The organism is uncultured Microbacterium sp. (genome assembly GCF_945952435.1).
Lineage (GTDB): Bacteria > Actinomycetota > Actinomycetes > Actinomycetales > Microbacteriaceae > Microbacterium.
This window is the reverse complement of record NZ_CAMFHZ010000013.1, coordinates 1-17,092: the sequence shown is the minus strand read 5'-3', so window position 1 is coordinate 17,092 and position 17,092 is coordinate 1. Positions and strand designations below refer to the sequence as shown.

Here is a 17,092-nt window from a genome sequence, read left to right as displayed (position 1 = left end):
CGAGGTCCACTCCGGCCTCGTCCAGCGCCTCGTCCAGTCGCAACAGGGTGCGGGCGTCGAGCGCGGGGGAGGGTTCGATCCGGGTCGTCGGCCGAGGGGTATCGACCACGAGGAGGGGAGCGATCGCCGTGCGCAGCCTGCGCGCGGCTGGCAGCGATGCTCCGAGTCCATGCGCGACGACCTCGAAGGCTCGTTCCGGAATGCCGCTCCCGAGGCGGTCCAGCATGCGCGGCAGCCAGGGGCCGTCGACGTCGAGGCGCACCGCGTTCGCGCCGATGCCCAGCTGCACCGTCTCCGCGTCGCGCCACAGCACGGGCCGTGCGGGGTCGAGGCGGAGGGTCGTCATCCCTCGATCATGACGGCGACGGCCCCGGGGACGGCCGCGGATCCCGCGATCGGTGGATAACCGACTCAGACGGGCTTCTCGCCGGAACCGTCCTCGGATCCGGCGGGGCCGTCCGATCCGGGATCCGTCGTCCCGGAGCCCTCATCTTCGCCGCCGGCGGACGTGTCCGTCCCCGCTCCGAAGTCCTCGCCGTTCAGCAGGCGGGCGAGCGCCTCGTCCATCTCGTCGGGCTGCGGCTCCTCGCCGCGGGCGCGCGCCTGCAGCCGGGCCACGAGCGCCGCGGGATCGTCGATGTCGGAGGCGTCGGGCATGAGGTCCGGATAGTCCCAGAGCGCATCGCGCGCCTCGATGCCGACCGCCTCGGTGACGGCGCGCCACATCGCGGCGGCCTCGCGGAGCCGACGCGGACGGATCTGCAGGCCGACGAGGGCGCCGAGCGCATCCTCGGCAGGGCCGCCTGCCGCTCTGCGGCGCCGCGCCGCCTCGGCGATCCGTGCGCTGTCGGGAAGTCGGGACGTCGCCTGCGTCGTGACGACGTCGACCCAGCCGTCGATCGTCGCGATGAGGTTCTCCAACCGCTCGAGAGCCTCTCGCTGGGCCTCGGACTGCGAGGGGAGCAGAGCACCTCCCTCGATGGCGCGGCGCAGCTCCTCCGGGTCGCTCGGGTCCATGCGACCCGCCAGGTCCTCCAGGGCGTCGACGTCCACGGTGACGCCCTTCGCGAACTCCGTGATCTGCGACATCACGTGCAGGTGCAGCCAGCGGGCGTGCCGGTAGAGGCGTGCGTAGGCGAGCTCGCGCGCCGCAAGGAAGAGCGCGATCTGATCCTCGGGGATCTCCAGCCCCTCACCGAAGGCGGAGAGGTTCTGCGGGATCACCGCGGCCGTGCCTGCGGGGAGCACGGGGATCCCGACGTCGCCGCCCGATACGACCTCGAGGGAGAGGTTGCCCAGCACCTGCCCGAACTGCATCGCGAACACCGATCCGCCGATGCCACGCATGAGCCGGCCTGCGCCCTGCACGGCGTCCCGCATGTCCTCGGGGGTCTGTCCCTCGAGGGCCGACGTGAGCGCGTCGGCGATGCTCGTCGAGACGGGTGCGGCGACCTCCTTCCACACCGGCAGGGTCTGCTCGACCCACTCGCCGCGGGTCAGCGCGCGCGGCGGCTCGGCGAGCTCGGAGATCGTCGTCGCCTCGCCCACCCAGAGGTCGGCCAGCGCGAAGGCCTCGGCGAGCGAGCCGCGTGCGCCGGTGTCGATGCCCTGCCCGTCCTGGTTGGCGATGTGCAGCGCCTGTCGCAGCGCGGTCTCCCACGGATCCCCGCTCATCGCGTGCTGCATCTGCTGCATCATCTGCTGCATCATCGCGGGATCGATGTTCATGCCCTGCAGGGCATTGAGATCGATCGCGTCGGCGTTCTCGCCGAGCATGCGGCGCAGGAACTGCAGGAAGTCCTCGGAGTTCGGGTCGTTCTCAGCCATGGCCTGTCCCTCTCAGCACGTGTATAGCCCGTGCTGACTACGCTAGACGCACGATCTTCTGAGGAGCCCGGAATCCGGGCCGCCCCCTGTACGCCGCTCGCGAACGAGCACGGAAGGAACCGCTGTGCCCGTCACCGAGACACCAGCCCGCGCGTCGCGCGCCGGTCGGATCGGGCTCGTCGCCTTCGTCGTCTCGCTCGCCGCGCTGCTCGTGCTCACCTTCCTGCCGCTGCCGTTCGTGATCGAGCAGCCGGGTCCGGTCTTCAACACGCTCGGCGACGTGAAGGACGCCAAGGGGAAGAGCGAGCCCCTCATCGTGGTGAACGGCGCCCCCACCTATCCGACCGGCGGCGCGCTCGACCTGGTCACGGTGCAGGTCGTCGGCAATAGGGAGAATCCGCCGTCCTGGGTCCAGCTCGTCGAGGCGTGGTTCGACTCGTCGAAGGCCGTCGTGCCGATGGATGCCGTGTTCCCGCAGGGCGTCAGCACCGACCAGCGCGATCAGGCCAACCAGCTCATGATGGTCGACTCGCAGCAGGAGGCCACGGCGGCGGCCCTGCGCGAGCTGGGTCACGAGGTGCCGGTCACGATCTCGGTCGCCACCGTCGTCGACGACGGCGCCGCGCACGGCCTGCTCCAGCCGAAGGACGTCGTGCTCGCCGTGAACGGCGTCAATCCCGCCGACACGGATGCGATGCGCGCGCAGATCCAGAAGAGCGCCGGTGCGCCGGTGAGCCTCACGATCCGCCGCGGCGACGCGCAGAAGGACGTCGAGGTGACCCCGCGCGCTCAGGACGTCAACGGCACCAAGACCTGGCTGCTGGGCATCACGCTGCAGCAGACCTACCAGTTCCCGATCGACGTGAAGCTCCAGCTCGACAACGTCGGCGGTCCGAGCGCGGGCATGATGTTCGCGCTCGGGATCATCGACACGCTGACTCCGGGCGAGCTGAACGGCGGCAAGAAGGTGGCGGGCACGGGCACCATCACCGCGGACGGCACGGTGGGACCGATCGGCGGCATCCGGCAGAAGCTCTACGGCGCCCGCGACGCCGGCGCCACGTACTTCCTCGCGCCGGGATCCAACTGCGACGAGGTCTACGGCCACGTTCCCTCCGGTCTCACCGTCGTGCGCACCGACAGCCTGGAGCAGTCGTTGTCGGCCCTCAGGACGATCGCCGACGGCCACGACGTGGCCGCGCTGCCGACCTGCACGGCCGCCGACGTGAAGAAGTCGTAAGGCTCAGGCTCCCGAGAAAATCGCCGACCTAGGATGGGAGGCGTGACCACCTCCTCGGCATCGAACCCGGCCGCGCCCCGAACCGCCCGACGCATCGTCCTGTCGACGGTGGTGATCCTCGCCGTCCTCATCGCCGCGTTCTTCGTGTTCGCCTCGATGTACACCGACTTCCTCTGGTACGACCAGCTGCACTTCTCGCAGGTGCTCACGACCCGGTGGATCGCGACCGCGGTGATGTTCGTGATCGGCTTCCTGGGCATGGCCGTCCCGATGTTCATCGCGATCCAGCTCGCCTACCGGCTCCGCCCCGTGTACGTGCGGCTGAGCTCGCAGCTGGACCGCTACCAGGAGGTGGTGGAGCCGCTGCGCCGGCTCGCGATGTGGGGCATGCCGGTGTTCTTCGGCCTGTTCGCCGGCTTCGCCGCCGCGGGGCAGTGGGAGACCGTGTGGCAGTGGGCGAATGCGACGCCGTTCGGCTCGACCGATCCGCAGTTCGGCATCGACAAGGGCTTCTACGTCTTCGATCTGCCCTTCTACGAGATGCTGCTGGGCTTCGTCTCGGCCGTGCTGATCCTCACGCTCATCGTGTCGGCGATCGTGCTGTATCTGTACGGATCGGTGCGCATCGGCCAGGGGGAGCTGCGGATCTCCAAGGCGGCCAGGGTCCAGCTCGCGGTGATCGCGGGCGTATATCTGCTCGTGCAGGCGGTGAGCCTGTGGTTCGACCGCTACAAGACGCTGACGAGCAGCGAGGACCGGATCACGGGCGCCGCGTTCACCGGCGTCAACGCGACGATCCCCGGGCTCGCGATCCTCGCGATCATCGCCGCGATCGTCGCGGTGCTCTTCTTCGTGACCGCGATCATCGGGCACTGGCGCTTCCCGCTCGCCGCGACCGCGCTGCTCATCGTCGCGGCGCTCGTTCTGGGCATCGCCTACCCGTGGGCGGTCAACACGTTCCAGGTCAAGCCGAACCAGAACCAGCTGCAGACCCAGTACTACGAGCGCAACATCAAGGCCACGAAGGACGCCTACGGCATCGCCGGAGTGCAGACCACGCCGTTCAAGGCGCAGACCACGGCCGAGGCGGGCCAGCTGCGCAGCGACGCGGACACGACCGCGTCCATCCGGATCATGGATCCGAACGTCATCGGACCGACCTTCCAGCAGCTCGAGCAGTACCGCAGCTACTACAAGTTCGGCGACACTCTCGACGTCGATCGATACACGATCGACGGCAAGACGCAGGACGCGGTCGTCGCCGTCCGCGAGATCGACACCAACCGCATCGGCAGCCAGACCTGGAACAACGACACCCTCGTCTACACGCACGGATACGGCCTCGTGGCCGCGGCGGGCAACCAGCGCACCGATGACGGCGAGCCGGTGTTCCTCGAGCGCGGCATCCCGACCTCGGGGGTGCTGACGGACACCGACAAGTACGAGCCGCGGGTGTACTTCGGCGAGGAGTCCCCGGCCTACTCGATCGTCGGCGCGCCCAAGGGCTCCTCGCCCGTCGAGATCGACTACCCGCGCGGGAAGGACTCGAGCGAGAGCCAGACGAAGACGACCTTCACGGGCGACGGCGGACCGCGCATCGGCGGCTTCTTCACCAAGCTGCTCTACGCGCTGAAGTTCCAGTCCGAGCAGATCCTGTTCTCGGACGGCGTGAACGCGGACTCGCAGATCCTCTACGACCGCGACCCCGCGACCCGCGTGTCCAAGGCCGCGCCCTACCTCACTCTCGACGGGGACCCGTATCCGAGCATCGTGGACGGGCGCATCGTCTGGATCGTCGACGGCTACACCACAAGCGCGAGCTACCCCTACTCGTCCACGGTGAACCTGCCGAAGGCCATCGCCGACTCGGTGAACACCGCGCCCGGTTTCGTCACGGACGACATCAACTACATCCGCAACTCGGTCAAGGCGACGGTCGACGCCTACGACGGCAAGGTGACGCTGTACGCGTGGGATCCCGCGGATCCGGTGCTGAAGACCTGGCAGAAGATCTACCCGTCGACGCTCAAGCCGATCAGCGACATGTCGGCCCAGCTGATGAGCCACGTGCGCTATCCGACCGATCTGTTCAAGGTGCAGCGGGCCATGCTCGGCACCTACCACGTGAACGACGCCGCGTCGTTCGCCCGGCAGGACAACCAGTGGGAGACGCCGGACGACCCGCAGAGCAGCAAGGACGACCCGAAGCTCCAGCCGCCGTATTACCTGAGCATGAAGATGCCAGGGCAGGAGAAGACGCAGTACTCGATGTACACGTCCTTCATCCCGGCGTCGCAGGGCTCGGTGAGCCGCAACGTCATGATGGGCTACCTGGCCGTGGATGCGGACGCCGGCGCCACCGCGGGCAAGAAGTCCTCCACCTACGGCACGCTGCGCATGCTGGAGATCGACACCGACACGAGCGTCCCCGGCCCGGGGCAGGTCTACAACACGTTCGTCTCCGATACGACGGTGTCCCAGCAGCTGAACGTGCTCAAACTCGGCCAGTCGGACGTGATCCACGGGAACCTGCTGACGCTGCCCGTCGGCGGCGGCTTCCTCTACGTGCAGCCCGTGTTCGTCCAGGCGTCGTCCGGGACGAAGGTGCCGAAGCTGCAGAAGATCCTCGTCGCGTTCGGCGACAAGATCGCGTTCGCGGACACGCTCACCGAGGCACTGGACCAGCTCTTCGGCGGCGACTCGGGAGCGACCGGCGGCGACAACAACGTGTCGCCGACGCCTGCGCCGAGCGACGGATCCGGGACGAGCACGCCGGCGACCGGCGACACCGCCGCGATCCAGGCCGCCCTGCAGGATGCGAAGGCGGCGATGCTCGCGAGGGACGCGGCCTTCAAGGCGGGCGACCTGACCGAGTTCGCCGCGCAGGACAAGAAGCTGACCGATGCCGTGAACAAGCTCATCCAGCTCGAGGGGAGCGGTTCGACGACCTCGAAGTAGCTCCGATTGGCGCTGCGCCGAATCCCGTGCTAGGCTCATTTCTTGTGCCGCGGGGTGGAGCAGTTCGGTAGCTCGCCGGGCTCATAACCCGGAGGTCGCAGGTTCAAATCCTGTCCCCGCAACAAGAGAAGGCCCCCTGATCAGGAGAAATCCCGATCAGGGGGCCTTCGTTCTGCGTGCGGCAAGATGGAGGCATGACCGCTCTCGCCGTCGCCGTGTGCCAGTTCGCCCCGACCGCCGACCGGGCGGCGAACCGTGAGCGGATCGCCGCGCTCGTCGCGACGGCCGCAGGCCGCGGCGCGCGCCTCGTGGTCCTTCCGGAGTACTCCAGTTATTTCGTCGAACCGATGGACGCCTCGCTCGCCGAGAACGCGGAGGATCTCGACGGTCCCTTCGCCGCGGAGCTGCGGCGCCTCGCGGCGGCGTTCGACGTCGTCGTCGTCGCCGGCCTCGTCGAGCGGGCGGGCGCCGGGCGCACCCGCAACACGCTCGTGGCGCTCGACGCGTCGGGGATCGTCGCGGTCTACCGCAAACAGCATCTGTACGACGCCTTCGGGCAGGCGGAGTCGACCTGGATCGAGCAGGGCGAGGTCCCGCAGGCGGCGACGTTCGCCCTTTCGGGCCTCACCTTCGGCATGATGACCTGCTACGACCTGCGCTTCCCCGAGGTCGCCCGCACGCTCGTCGACGCGGGGGCGGAGGCGATCCTCGTCCCGGCCGAGTGGGTGCGCGGCCCACTCAAGGAGCACCACTGGACGACGCTGCTCGCCGCCCGGGCGATCGAGAGCACCGCGTACGTCGTCGCCGCCGACCATCCGACGCCGATCGGGGTGGGGCACTCGGCCGTGGTCGACCCCCAGGGCGTCGTGGTCGCCGGGGTCGGCACGGGGGAGGGCATCGCGATCGCGGAGCTGGACGCGTCCGCGGTGGCGACGGTGCGCGAGGTCAATCCCGTGCTGCGACTGCGCCGCTACGGCGTCGTGCCGCGCTGACGGCGTCCCGCGGAGCTCAGCGGGTGCCCCGAAGCCCGGCGAGCCTGGAGGACGCCTCCGCGATCACCTCGGGGCGTTTGCACGCGGCGAAGCGCACGAGGCCGGCGTAGTCCGCCCGGTGCTCCGGACGCACGAACGCCGTGAGTGGGATCGCGGCCACGCCGATCCGTTCCGGCAGGCTGCGGCAGAATGCGGCGGCGTCCGCGCCGTCGATCGCAGAGGCGTCCGCGACCGTGAAATAGCCTCCGGCGGGACGATGCACGCCGAAGCCCGCGGCGAGCAGGCCCTCGGCGAGCAGCTCGTGCTTGGCCTTCAGCGTCTCGGCGGCATCCTCGAAGAAGGCGTCGGGCAGACGCAGTCCCGTGGCGACCGCGGGCTGGAAGGGCGCTCCGTTCACGTAGGTGAGGAATTGCTTGACGCTCAGCACCGCGGTGACCAGCTCCGCGGGTCCGTGGATCCAGCCGATCTTCCATCCGGTCACGGAGAACGTCTTGCCCGCCGACGAGATGGTCAGGGTGCGTTCTGGGGCTCCCTCCATCGTCGCGATCGGGACATGGGGGCCGGTGAAGGCGAGGTGCTCGTACACCTCGTCGGTGACGATGATCGCGTCGTGCCGTTCGGCGAGGCGGACGATCTCGGCACGGATCGCGGGTGTCAGGACGGCACCCGTCGGGTTGTGCGGATCGTTGACGAGGATCACCCGGCAACGATCCGTCACGGCGGCGGCGAGCTCCGCGGGGTCCGGCTGGAAGTCCGGTGCCCTGAGCGGCACGGTGCGCAGCCGTGCGCCGCTCAGCGCCGTGATCGCGGCGTAGGAGTCGTAGAAGGGCTCGAACACCACGATCTCATCGTCCGGACCGTCCACCAGGGCGAGGAGCGCGGCGGCGATGGCCTCGGTCGCCCCCGCCGTCACGAGGATCTGCCGCTCGGGATCGAGCGCGAGACCGTAGAAGCGGCGCTGGTGCTCGGCGATCGCGTGCAGCAGGTCCGGAGCGCCCCTGCCGGGCGGGTACTGATTGGTTCCCGCCCTGATCGCGGCCTGCGCCGCCTCCAGCACCTCGGCGGGTCCGTCCTCGTCCGGGAAGCCCTGGCCGAGGTTGATCGCGCCCGTCCTCGCCGCGAGGGCCGAGATCTCGGCGAAGATGGTGGGAGCGACCTCACCGTTGCTCGAGAGCAGTCCCGCGCCCTGTGCGGTCCGGCGCCACGCGCCGCTCGTGATTCCCATGCGGCCCAGGGTAACGGCTTAGCCGAATCTCCCCGGGGGCATAGGAAAATCACAGAGTCAGCGGTCAAGGTGGAGGAACAAGGTTCGAAGGAGCAACAATGAGCGAGCAGACGCCGCAGCAGAACGCCGGGCATTCCGTGCCCCCCTCGTTCTCGTCCACTCCCGCCGCGCCCGACTTCTCCGCCGCCGGAGACGCCTCGGCCACGGCCCCCACGCAGCCCCTGCCGCCGTCCGGCGGCTACGGAGTTCCCGCAGACCCCGCTGCCCCGCAGGGCGCAGCCTCGCAGGGCTACGGCCCGTCGGCGCACTCCGGCGCGCCCCAGCACGCGCACGCCGCCCCCGGCGCCGCCTTCGGCGTCGCGCCCACCGCGACCGCGGAGCGCAAGACCCGCTCCGGGATCGGCGGGGGCAAGGTCGCGGCCATCGTCATCGCGGCGGCCCTCGTCGGCGGCATCGCCGGCATCGGCGGAGCGGTCGGCTACAACTCGCTCGCCGCGTCCTCGTCGCCGTCGAAGAGCGTCAGCGGACCGAGCACGGTCACCGTCAACAACCCCGAGTCCGTGTCCGAGGCTACCGCGATCGCGGCCAAGGCGGTCCCCTCCGTCGTGACGATCAACGTGTCCGGATCCAGTGCGGCCGGTTCCGGCTCCGGAATCATCCTCGACAAGCAGGGTCACATCCTCACGAACGCGCACGTCGTGACCCTCGACGGCGAGGTGGCCGACCCGACCATCACCGTGACCACCTCGGACGGCAAGATCATGACGGCGACCGTCGTCGGGATCGATCCCACCTACGACATGGCCGTGATCAAGGTCAAGGACGGCTCCGATCTGACCCCGATGGAGTTCGCGGACTCCTCGAAGGTCAACGTCGGCTCGATGACCGTCGCCGTCGGCGCCCCCCTGGGACTGTCGAACTCGGTCACCACCGGCATCGTGAGCGCGCTCAACCGCTCGATCCAGATCCAGTCCTCCGCGGCTCCCTCCGACGGCAGCGGCGACTCGCAGCAGCAGACGCCGAACGACGGCCAGCAGCCGTTCCAGTTCGACATCCCCGGCCGCGGCTCGGGATCGTCGAGCAGCCAGGCCGAGACGATCTCGATCTCGGTGATCCAGACCGACGCGGCCATCAACCCAGGGAACTCCGGCGGCGCGCTCGTGGACAGCGACGGCAAGCTCATCGGCGTGAACGTCGCCATCGCCAGCGCGGGATCCTCCTCCTCGTCCTCGGGGCAGAGCGGCAACATCGGCGTCGGCTTCGCGATCCCGTCCGACATCGCGCACCGCATCGCGCAGGACATCATCGACAACGGCAAGGCCACCCACGGCCTGCTCGGGGCATCCGTGCAGGACGCGAGCTCCCTCAAGGGCGCGAGCGTCGTCGGAGCCGCGATCGCCTCGGTGAGCAACGGGGGCGCGGCCGCCGCCGCCGCCCTGCAGAAGGGCGACATCGTCACCGGTTTCAACGGCACCCCCATCACCGACGCGAGCGACCTCACGGCGCAGGTGCGCTCGGTCGCGGGCGGGAGCACGGCGACGCTGACGATCGTGCGCAACGGCCAGGAGCAGGACGTCAAGGTCACCCTGGGCACGCTCTCCCAGTGACCGTCTGACCACGGGCGGCACGCCGTCCGATCCGACGAACCCGGATCTCCGATCCACGAGGGACGTCATCACGCAGCGACAGTCGGCTCCGCCGACGGGTAGGCTCGCGGGGTGGCGTCCTTCTCCTTTCGTGCGGGCAACGCCGGCAAGCTGCTGCGCATCCCGCTCTACCTCGCCGGACGCCTCGGCACCGCCGTCGTCCCCCGCGGAAGCGGTTGGGTGATCGGCTGCGGAGCCGGCATCGGGGACGGCGCCCTCGCCCTGTACCGGGTCGCCCTGGCCGCCGGCGTCCGACCGGTCTGGCTCACCGGATCCGAGCGCGAGGAGCGAGAGGCGCTGGCCCTCGGCATCCCTTCGATCCCCAAACACGGGTGGCGCGGCTGGTGGGCCACGGCGCGCGCCGGGGTCGTCGTCGTCACCCACGGCTTCGGGGACGCGAACCGCTACGCGACCGGGGGAGCCTTTCTCGTGCAGCTGTGGCACGGCATCCCCCTCAAGCGGATCGGTCTCGACTCCCCGGCCACCGTGCAGAGCGGGATCCTGCCGCGCTTCACCCCCGTGCAGCGTCTGCTCGGCGCGCTGTATCGCGGACAGACGCGACGGATCCGAGTCCTTCCCGCCGCCTCGGATCGCGCGCGCGGCCGGCTCGAGTCCGCCTTCGCGCTCGGCGTCGAACAGGTGCTCGTCACCGGCGAACCGCGGGTCGACGTGCTGTCGGCGGGGGACGCAGAGGAACGTCGATCGCACGCCGTGGCACTGCGCGACGTCGCGGTCGGATCGATCCCGGCTGGGACCAGGGTCGTGCTGTATGCGCCCACCTGGCGCGACGGCGCGCCCGATCCCGCCGTCCCCTCGGCGGCGGAGTGGACGCGGATCATCGAGACCCTCGAACGGGACGACGCCGTGCTGCTCGTGCGCTCGCATCCCCTGGGGGAGGGCGACTACCGGCCGCCGGTGGACACCGACCGCGTGCGCAGCATCGGATCCGCGCTCGTGGCGGACATCACCCCGCTGCTCCCCGCCGTCGACGTGCTCGTCACCGACTACTCCTCGCTCGCCTACGACGTGGGACTTCTTCCGCTGCCCGTGGTGTTCCTGGCCCCTGACCCCGAGCTGTACGCGCTCACCCGCGGCTTCTACGGGCACTACGCCGAGGTGGCGGGGCAGGACGCTGCACGGGACTGGACGAGTGCGATCGCCCAGCTCCATGCGACGCTCTCCGACGAGGCGGAGAGCGCGCGACGCCGTGAGCGCTCCCGGGCGTTGAGCGAGGGCGTGCACGCCCATCGCGACGGACGCAACGCCGAGCGCGTCTACGCGGCGATCGCCGCACGCACCCGATCGAAGGGAATCGCATGACGACCGTCCGCGTCGACGAGGCGCAGCAGGCGCTGCTCATCACGGGTACGGGACCGACCCCGCAGGAGGTGGAGCTCGCCGGACCGCGCGCCGTGGTCGCGGCGACGACCATCGCGGGCGCCGGCGACGGCGGGGACGCGCCGACCTGGGACGCGGTCGTGCCGCTGCACGTCTCCCGCTGGGGCGGCCCCGACCTGCCGCTGCCGAGCGGGGACTACACGGTGCGCGCGGACGGCGCGATCCTGCGCGACGTGGAGCTTGCGGCGACGCCGCTCGCCGAGCTGCGCGTCTCGGCCGGGGAGGGTGTCGTCCGTATCGCCCCGCCGATCGATCCGGCGTACGAGAGCGCCGAGGGACGGCTCGCTCTGGAGAGCCGGTACGCGTCCTCGCCCGGCTCGAACGAGAACGCGGTCTTCTTCGAGTCGTTCTACGGGCAGTCCAGCGGCTGCAATCCGGGTGCGATCGACCGTGAGCTCGCCCGCCGGGCACCCCACGTCACGCGATACTGGAGCGTGGTCGACCTGTCCGTCCCCGTCCCCGATGGCGCGGTGGCCGTGATCGAAGGTTCCCCGGAGTGGTGGCGCGCGCGGGCGGACGCGCGACTTCTCGTCGTCAACGACTGGTTGCGGCGGCGGTTCGTCCGCAAAGCGGGACAGAGGGTGCTGCAGACCTGGCACGGCACACCGCTCAAGCGGCTCGCCCTTCACCGCGCGGGCTTCCATCCGCGGCGGTGGCTCGCGGTGATCCGCGAGTCGCGTCGCTGGGACGTGCTGCTCGCGCAGAACCCGTACGCGGCTCGCGTGCTCGGCAAGGCCTACGCCTTCCTGCGTCGCCCGGTCTGGGTCGACGGCTATCCGCGCAACGACGTCCTGACGGCGGGTGACGCCGCCTCGATCCGTTCGGCGCTCGGGATCGACGCGTCCGAGCGTGTGCTGCTCTATGCGCCGACCTGGCGCGACGACCGGTCCGAGATGGTCGATTTCGTGGATCCGAATGCGCTGGCGAAGGCGGCGGACGCGGTGGTCCTCGTCCGCGGGCACTCGAGGACGATCCGCCCGGGACGCGACCACGAGGGCGCTCGCGTGATCGACGTCACCGGCTACCCGGACACCGCGGAGCTGCTGCTCGTCGCCGATGCCCTCATCACCGACTACTCCTCGGTGATGTTCGACTTCAGCGCGACCGGCAAGCCGATGTACTTCCTCGTCCCCGACCTGGAGCACTACCGGGGCGAGCTGCGCGGCTTCTACTTCGACCTGGCCGCGCGAGCGCCCGGTCCTCTGCTGCGGACCCAGGAGGAGCTCGTCCACGCTCTCGAGGACGTCTCCGCGGTCGCCGCGCACGCGCCGAAGTACGTCGCCTGGCAAGCCCAGTTCAACGGTCGCGACGACGGGAGCGCCGCCCGACGCGTGGTCGACCGGATCCTCGACCTCGGCTGGTTGGACGCCTAGGGCGTTGGACGACTAGGGGAGCGGCGTGTTGCGCGTCCCGAGCCGTGACGCGTCCACGGTGTCGCCGGCGCCGCGGAGGATCCCGCCCAGGAACCCCAGCCCCCAGGACAGGTGCATGGTGGGCAGCACCGCGAGCGTCCAGATCCGCTCCCGCGGTGTGCGGACCGGATCCGCGGGTCTTCCCGGCGCGAGCGCCATCGCGGCGACGAGCAGGGCGTAGGCGGCCAGCGGAACGTAGACGAGCGACGCGATCAGCGCGCCGAGACCGGAGAGCACGCCGGTGACCTGGAGCACGCCGATCACGAGCGCGAGCGCGACGAGCAGCACGAGCGCCGGAGGAGCGAAGAACCGCACGCCGTTGCGACGACCGTATCGGCGCACCAGTTCGCCCCGCCAGGCGCCGGTCGCGCGGAACTGCCTCGCCAGGCGGATCCAGCTCTCCCGGGGCCAGTAGGTCACGGACAGCTCGGGATCGAACCAGACCGTGTGCCCGGCGCGACGGATGCGCAGGTTCAGCTCCCAGTCTTCGCCACGGCGGATCGTCTCGTCGAACAGCCCGACCTCGTCGAGCACGGCGCGGCGCAGGACGCCGAGGTAGGCGGATTCTGCGGGCCCCTCCCTGGTGCCGCCGTGATAGCTGCCGCCCCCGAGTCCGACCGGCGAGTTGTACGCACGGGCGACGGCCGCCTGGAACGGCGTGCGGCCGTCGGCGCGCATCACGCCGCCGACGTTGGCGGCACCCGTGCGAGCGAGAGTCTCCAGCCCGCGCCGTGCATAGCCGGGGGAGAGCTCGGAGTGCGCGTCCACGCGGATGATCGTCGGATGAGTGCTCGCGAGGATCGCGAGGTTCAGCCCGACAGGGATGTGCGCGGCCGGGTTGTGCACGATCCGTAGCCGCGGCTCCGCGGCCGCGAGCCGCATCGCGAGCTCGGTTGTGCCGTCCGTCGAGGGTCCGAGGGCCAGCACCAGTTCCGTCGGACCGCCGACGTCCTGCGCGAGGACCGATGCCACGGCGTGTTCGAGGTAGCGGCGCTCGTTGAGCACCGGCATGACGAACGACACGCCGGTGCCCGGCGCGGGGCCGTCTCCGGGGGGCACGGCCTCCTCCGCGCGGGAGGAGGGATCGCTCTGAGTCACCCGTCGATCCTTTCATGTCCCGGCTCCATGCCCGCAGGACGCGAGTCCGGGCGCGCCGCCGGCTCAGACGACGAACCGCCAGACGTACTCGAGGCCGTCCTCGGTACGGAACCAGGCGACCGTGACGACCACGTCGTCGAGGTCGGTGCCGCACAGGCAGACCTCGAGCTGGTCACCGGGGGCGACCTGTCCCCACAGCATGGTCCTCCCCGGGTCGAGGGTGGTGCGGGCGAACGCACGGACGAAGGTGCTCGTCCCGCCCCGATTGGTGATGACCGGGTGCGCCCTGTCGCGACGATCGACCGACCACGGCACCGGATACGACGGATCGGGATCGTCGGGCGGTCCGGGGGAGAGGATCATGCGCGCAACGCTAGGGGCGGTCCCGGACGCCGCCCTCGCCGCCGCAGGCAGGGAACACGGAACCTGTGCGCACATCGGCGCACGGTCGTGCTGTGCAGGACGATCAGGCGGGATCGGACGGGGGCGCCGCAGGCGGGGTCGGTCCCGGTGCCTCGGGCGCCGAGATCTCGCCCCTGCGGCGCGCGACGACGTCCTTCGCTCGTCGTCCCACGACGCCGACGCCGCGCGCCGCGGATCCGGCCGCCCCTGCGACGGCCGAGCCCGCCAGCTGAGCGCCGCGCAGCACGCGCCGCTCGATCCGCTCGGCACCGGGCACCGGCTCGAGCTCCGCGGGCAGCAGGTGCGGGGGCGTCCCGAAGGCCTTCCGCGAACTCGTCAGCACGCGGCGGCCGAGCACGTGGTTGCCGGCGCCGCCGATCACCGCACCGACGCCGAACGGAAGGGCCTTGCCGAGGAACGAGGCGCCTCCGACGCCGGCGAAGTGCTTGATGAGCATGCCCTTCAGCCGGTCGGCCAGCGGTCCGACCGCGGCACGAGGCAGCGACTTCGTGATCAGCTCGCCCCAGTAGGCCGACCGCGCGACCCCCTGTCCCGCTGCCTGTCCCGCGAGCTGGCGGATGAGATCGACGCCTTCCTTGCCGAGCATGAGGGTCATCACGAGCGCCCGCGCCCGATCCGGGTTCGTCACGGAGATGCCGTGCACCTCGGCGATGGACTGCGCGAAGAGGGCCGTGGACTCGACGAACCCGGCGGTCTCGACCCCGGAGAGGGCGAGGGTGACGCCCGTCGTGATGCCGGGGATCACCGCCGTCGCCCCGACGGCCGCCCCGCCCGTCGTCACGGCGGCGAGATAGCGGCGTTCCAACAGGGTGATGATCTCGGCCGGCGAGGCGTGCGGGTGGCGCAGGCGGATGCTGCGGATGTGCGCGAGCACGAGCGGGCGCTGTACGGCGAGCACGCGATCCAGCCCGCGGATCATCGCCGGATGCTCGGAGGAGCCCTGCGGCGGGACGGCTCCCGACCACGGTGCGTCCTCCGGCAGGGAATGGATCCGATGCACCTTCTCATCTCTGCGGCCCATAGGCCAGAGCCTACGACGCCCGTCTGCGAACATGCCGGAACGCCGAGAGCCCGTCCCGCGGCGATCCGCGGAACGGGCTCTCGATCGGTGTGCGCCGACGTCAGACGAAGAGGTTCGCCCGTTCCAGGTCCTCGGCGAAGTCGACCTCGACCGCGTAGAGGTCCGAGATGTCCATCGGTTCGAGCCGCAGACCGTTCTCCACGATCGCGAGCTCGAGGCCGCGCTCGAAGTAGTCCTGATCGTCGACCCGCTGCAGCTGGCGCAGGAAGGCCTGCTTGTCGCGCGAGGAGATGTAGTTGATCCCGACGGCCTCGCCGATCCCGCCCTCGACCGTCTTGGACAGTTCCTTGATGAAGCCCTCGGCGTCGACCGTGTACTTGACCTCCTCGTCGCTCACCTTGGCGGTGTTGACGGTGACGAAGGACTGGTCGCGCTCGATGAACTCGATCGCCCGGCCGAGGATGCGCGGGTCGAACACGACGTCGCCGTTCATCCACAGCACGCCCTTGCGGCCGGTCGCGGCGAGTCCGCGCAGGAGGCTCTTCGAGGTGTTGGTCTCGTCGTACCGCTCGTTGTGCACGTAGTTCACGTCGGGGAACGCCTCGATGACGGTCTCGGCGCGGTAGCCGACGATCGTCGTGATGCGCACGTCGTCGCCGAAGGCGGCGTGGATGTTGTCGTGCTGCTGCTGCATGATCGAGCGTCCGTCGTTGAGCTCGGTCAGCGGCTTCGGGAGGGAGCGCCCCAGGCGCGATCCCATCCCGGCAGCGAGAATGATGGTCTGAAGAGTCACAGAACTGCTCCTGTCACGTTTGTTCACGGTCATGTCACCGATGGGACACGTCCTCGTGCCGTTGAGCATGTTAGCGATCGCACCTGGACGAACCCGGGGGGATGGACAGCGCGATGCCGATCCGTTATGAGGTGCTGGGCACATTCCCAGGTTTCCCCGGACCGGGGAACGGGGCGGGATGTCTCGCCCCGCGACGTCGCGCCGGGGCCTTCCGGCCTCCGGTTGATACCGTGAGGAGGTGAGCGCCGCACCGAACGAACCCATCTCGTCCGAGGAGACCTCTCCGCCCACTTCGCCCCGACGCCCTGCGGCGAAGAGCCCGCGCTCCGGCGCATCCCGCACGGCCGCCGAGACGGCGCGGGTCAAGGCCGAGGAACAGGCCGCGGCGGCACGGACGGCCGCCGCGAAGCGCTCGGCGGCGCGGACGAGCGCCGTCCGCGCCAGTGCGGCCAAGACGGCTGCCCAGAAGGCCGCCGCCCGCAAGACGGAGACGGCCGCCGAAGCGGCCAAGGAGTCCGCGGCCAGGGTCGCCGCGGTGAAGGCCTCCGCTCCGCGCACTCCGGCTGGCTCCCGGACGTCGCGGACGACCGGGAAGAAGGGGACGTCGTCTCCGTCGTCGACGGGCAGGGCCACGGCGAAAGCCACGACCCCGAAGACGACCCCGAGGCCCACGGCGGCGAAGAGGACCTCGAAGGCCCCGGCGGCGAAGGGCGCCGGGAAGAGCCGGAAGGGCGAGGAGTCCACCCTGCCGAGCGCCGCCGCGACGATCGACGAGATCGTCCTGGCGAACCCCGCGACGTCGTCGCGCGAGGGGAAAGGTTCGTCGCCCGAGGGGACAGGTTCGTCGGCGGGGACGAGGCAGCGTCTCGCGACGACGACCGACGTCCCCACGGACAGCACGATCGTCGAGACCGAGACCGAGACCGAGACCGAGACCGAGACCGAGACCGAGGACGGACGCGCATCCGCGGCGCGGAAGGCCGAAGCCGCCCGGTCTGACGTCGTCCCCTCAGAAGCCATCCCCTCAGAAGCCATCCCCTCAGAAGCCATCCCCTCAGA

12 protein-coding genes, 1 tRNA gene and 1 pseudogene are annotated in these 17,092 nt (G+C 70.5%); 8 read left to right on the top strand and 6 right to left on the bottom strand.

Features of this window, described 5'->3' with window-relative positions; all coding sequences use genetic code 11:
- Window positions 1-411 precede the first annotated feature (411 nt).
- Entirely contained in the window at window positions 412-1,827 is a 1,416-nt protein-coding gene (locus Q0P88_RS08485; RefSeq protein ID WP_295013065.1) for a zinc-dependent metalloprotease, read from the bottom strand.
- Window positions 1,828-1,951: 124 nt separating this feature from the next.
- Between Q0P88_RS08485 and Q0P88_RS08480 the strand changes: the two genes are divergently transcribed.
- From Q0P88_RS08480 to Q0P88_RS08465, 4 genes are all read left to right on the top strand, one after another.
- Window positions 1,952-3,067 carry a PDZ domain-containing protein gene (locus Q0P88_RS08480; RefSeq protein WP_295013063.1) on the top strand — a complete coding sequence of 372 codons (1,116 nt, stop codon included), beginning with the start codon at window positions 1,952-1,954 and terminating at the stop codon, window positions 3,065-3,067.
- A 33-nt stretch (window positions 3,068-3,100) separates the two neighbouring features.
- On the top strand, window positions 3,101-6,025 hold the full coding sequence (locus Q0P88_RS08475; RefSeq protein WP_295013061.1) for a UPF0182 family protein: 2,925 nt from the start codon (window positions 3,101-3,103) through the stop codon (window positions 6,023-6,025).
- A gap of 48 nt (window positions 6,026-6,073) precedes the next feature.
- Window positions 6,074-6,147, top strand: a tRNA-Met gene (locus Q0P88_RS08470).
- 72 nt (window positions 6,148-6,219) lie between these two features.
- On the top strand, window positions 6,220-7,017 hold the full coding sequence (locus tag Q0P88_RS08465) for a carbon-nitrogen hydrolase family protein (protein WP_295013059.1): 798 nt from the start codon (window positions 6,220-6,222) through the stop codon (window positions 7,015-7,017).
- Window positions 7,018-7,033: 16 nt separating this feature from the next.
- Here Q0P88_RS08465 and Q0P88_RS08460 read toward each other — a convergent pair whose 3' ends face one another.
- Window positions 7,034-8,242 carry an aminotransferase class I/II-fold pyridoxal phosphate-dependent enzyme gene (locus Q0P88_RS08460; protein ID WP_295013057.1) on the bottom strand — a complete coding sequence of 403 codons (1,209 nt, stop codon included), beginning with the start codon at window positions 8,240-8,242 and terminating at the stop codon, window positions 7,034-7,036.
- A 98-nt stretch (window positions 8,243-8,340) separates the two neighbouring features.
- On the opposite strand from Q0P88_RS08460, the gene Q0P88_RS08455 reads away from it, so the two are divergent.
- The 3 genes from Q0P88_RS08455 to Q0P88_RS08445 all read left to right on the top strand — a co-directional run bounded on the left by Q0P88_RS08455 (window position 8,341) and on the right by Q0P88_RS08445 (window position 12,659).
- Entirely contained in the window at window positions 8,341-9,849 is a 1,509-nt protein-coding gene (locus Q0P88_RS08455) for a S1C family serine protease (protein ID WP_295013055.1), read from the top strand.
- 111 nt (window positions 9,850-9,960) lie between these two features.
- Entirely contained in the window at window positions 9,961-11,208 is a 1,248-nt protein-coding gene (locus Q0P88_RS08450; RefSeq protein ID WP_295013053.1) for a CDP-glycerol glycerophosphotransferase family protein, read from the top strand.
- Window positions 11,205-12,659: a CDP-glycerol glycerophosphotransferase family protein gene (locus tag Q0P88_RS08445; RefSeq protein WP_295013051.1), complete on the top strand. Its 1,455-nt coding sequence runs from the start codon at window positions 11,205-11,207 to the stop codon at window positions 12,657-12,659. Before Q0P88_RS08450 ends, Q0P88_RS08445 begins: the two co-directional genes overlap by 4 nt.
- 12 nt (window positions 12,660-12,671) lie before the next feature.
- Here Q0P88_RS08445 and Q0P88_RS08440 read toward each other — a convergent pair whose 3' ends face one another.
- The 4 genes from Q0P88_RS08440 to Q0P88_RS08425 all read right to left on the bottom strand — a co-directional run bounded on the left by Q0P88_RS08440 (window position 12,672) and on the right by Q0P88_RS08425 (window position 16,033).
- Window positions 12,672-13,709 carry a glycosyltransferase gene (locus tag Q0P88_RS08440; protein ID WP_295013214.1) on the bottom strand — a complete coding sequence of 346 codons (1,038 nt, stop codon included), beginning with the start codon at window positions 13,707-13,709 and terminating at the stop codon, window positions 12,672-12,674.
- A gap of 150 nt (window positions 13,710-13,859) precedes the next feature.
- Window positions 13,860-14,159 (bottom strand): hypothetical protein, encoded by a 300-nt coding sequence (locus Q0P88_RS08435; RefSeq protein ID WP_295013049.1) that lies wholly within the window; start codon window positions 14,157-14,159, stop codon window positions 13,860-13,862.
- 103 nt (window positions 14,160-14,262) lie between these two features.
- The gene (locus Q0P88_RS08430) at window positions 14,263-15,240 is read right to left on the bottom strand and encodes a hypothetical protein (protein WP_295013047.1); all 978 of its coding nucleotides are present in this window, start codon (window positions 15,238-15,240) and stop codon (window positions 14,263-14,265) included.
- Between the two features lie 100 nt (window positions 15,241-15,340).
- Window positions 15,341-16,033 carry a phosphocholine cytidylyltransferase family protein gene (locus Q0P88_RS08425; RefSeq protein ID WP_295013045.1) on the bottom strand — a complete coding sequence of 231 codons (693 nt, stop codon included), beginning with the start codon at window positions 16,031-16,033 and terminating at the stop codon, window positions 15,341-15,343.
- Between the two features lie 238 nt (window positions 16,034-16,271).
- Here Q0P88_RS08425 and Q0P88_RS08420 point away from each other — a divergent pair.
- Window positions 16,272-17,092, top strand: a pseudogene (locus Q0P88_RS08420) (hypothetical protein); the annotation flags it as partial.

Excerpts from the sequence above, each read along its gene's own strand:
- Q0P88_RS08435 (WP_295013049.1), bottom strand. The coding sequence starts at position 14,159 with ATGATCCTCTCCCCCGGACCGCCCGACGATCCCGATCCGTCGTATCCG.
- Q0P88_RS08485 (WP_295013065.1), bottom strand. The coding sequence starts at position 1,827 with ATGGCTGAGAACGACCCGAACTCCGAGGACTTCCTGCAGTTCCTGCGC.
- Q0P88_RS08445 (WP_295013051.1), top strand. The coding sequence starts at position 11,205 with ATGACGACCGTCCGCGTCGACGAGGCGCAGCAGGCGCTGCTCATCACG.
- Q0P88_RS08440 (WP_295013214.1), bottom strand. The coding sequence starts at position 13,709 with ATGCCGGTGCTCAACGAGCGCCGCTACCTCGAACACGCCGTGGCATCG.
- Q0P88_RS08465 (WP_295013059.1), top strand. The coding sequence starts at position 6,220 with ATGACCGCTCTCGCCGTCGCCGTGTGCCAGTTCGCCCCGACCGCCGAC.
- Q0P88_RS08475 (WP_295013061.1), top strand. The coding sequence starts at position 3,101 with ATGGGAGGCGTGACCACCTCCTCGGCATCGAACCCGGCCGCGCCCCGA.
- Q0P88_RS08430 (WP_295013047.1), bottom strand. The coding sequence starts at position 15,240 with ATGGGCCGCAGAGATGAGAAGGTGCATCGGATCCATTCCCTGCCGGAG.
- Q0P88_RS08460 (WP_295013057.1), bottom strand. The coding sequence starts at position 8,242 with ATGGGAATCACGAGCGGCGCGTGGCGCCGGACCGCACAGGGCGCGGGA.
- Q0P88_RS08455 (WP_295013055.1), top strand. The coding sequence starts at position 8,341 with ATGAGCGAGCAGACGCCGCAGCAGAACGCCGGGCATTCCGTGCCCCCC.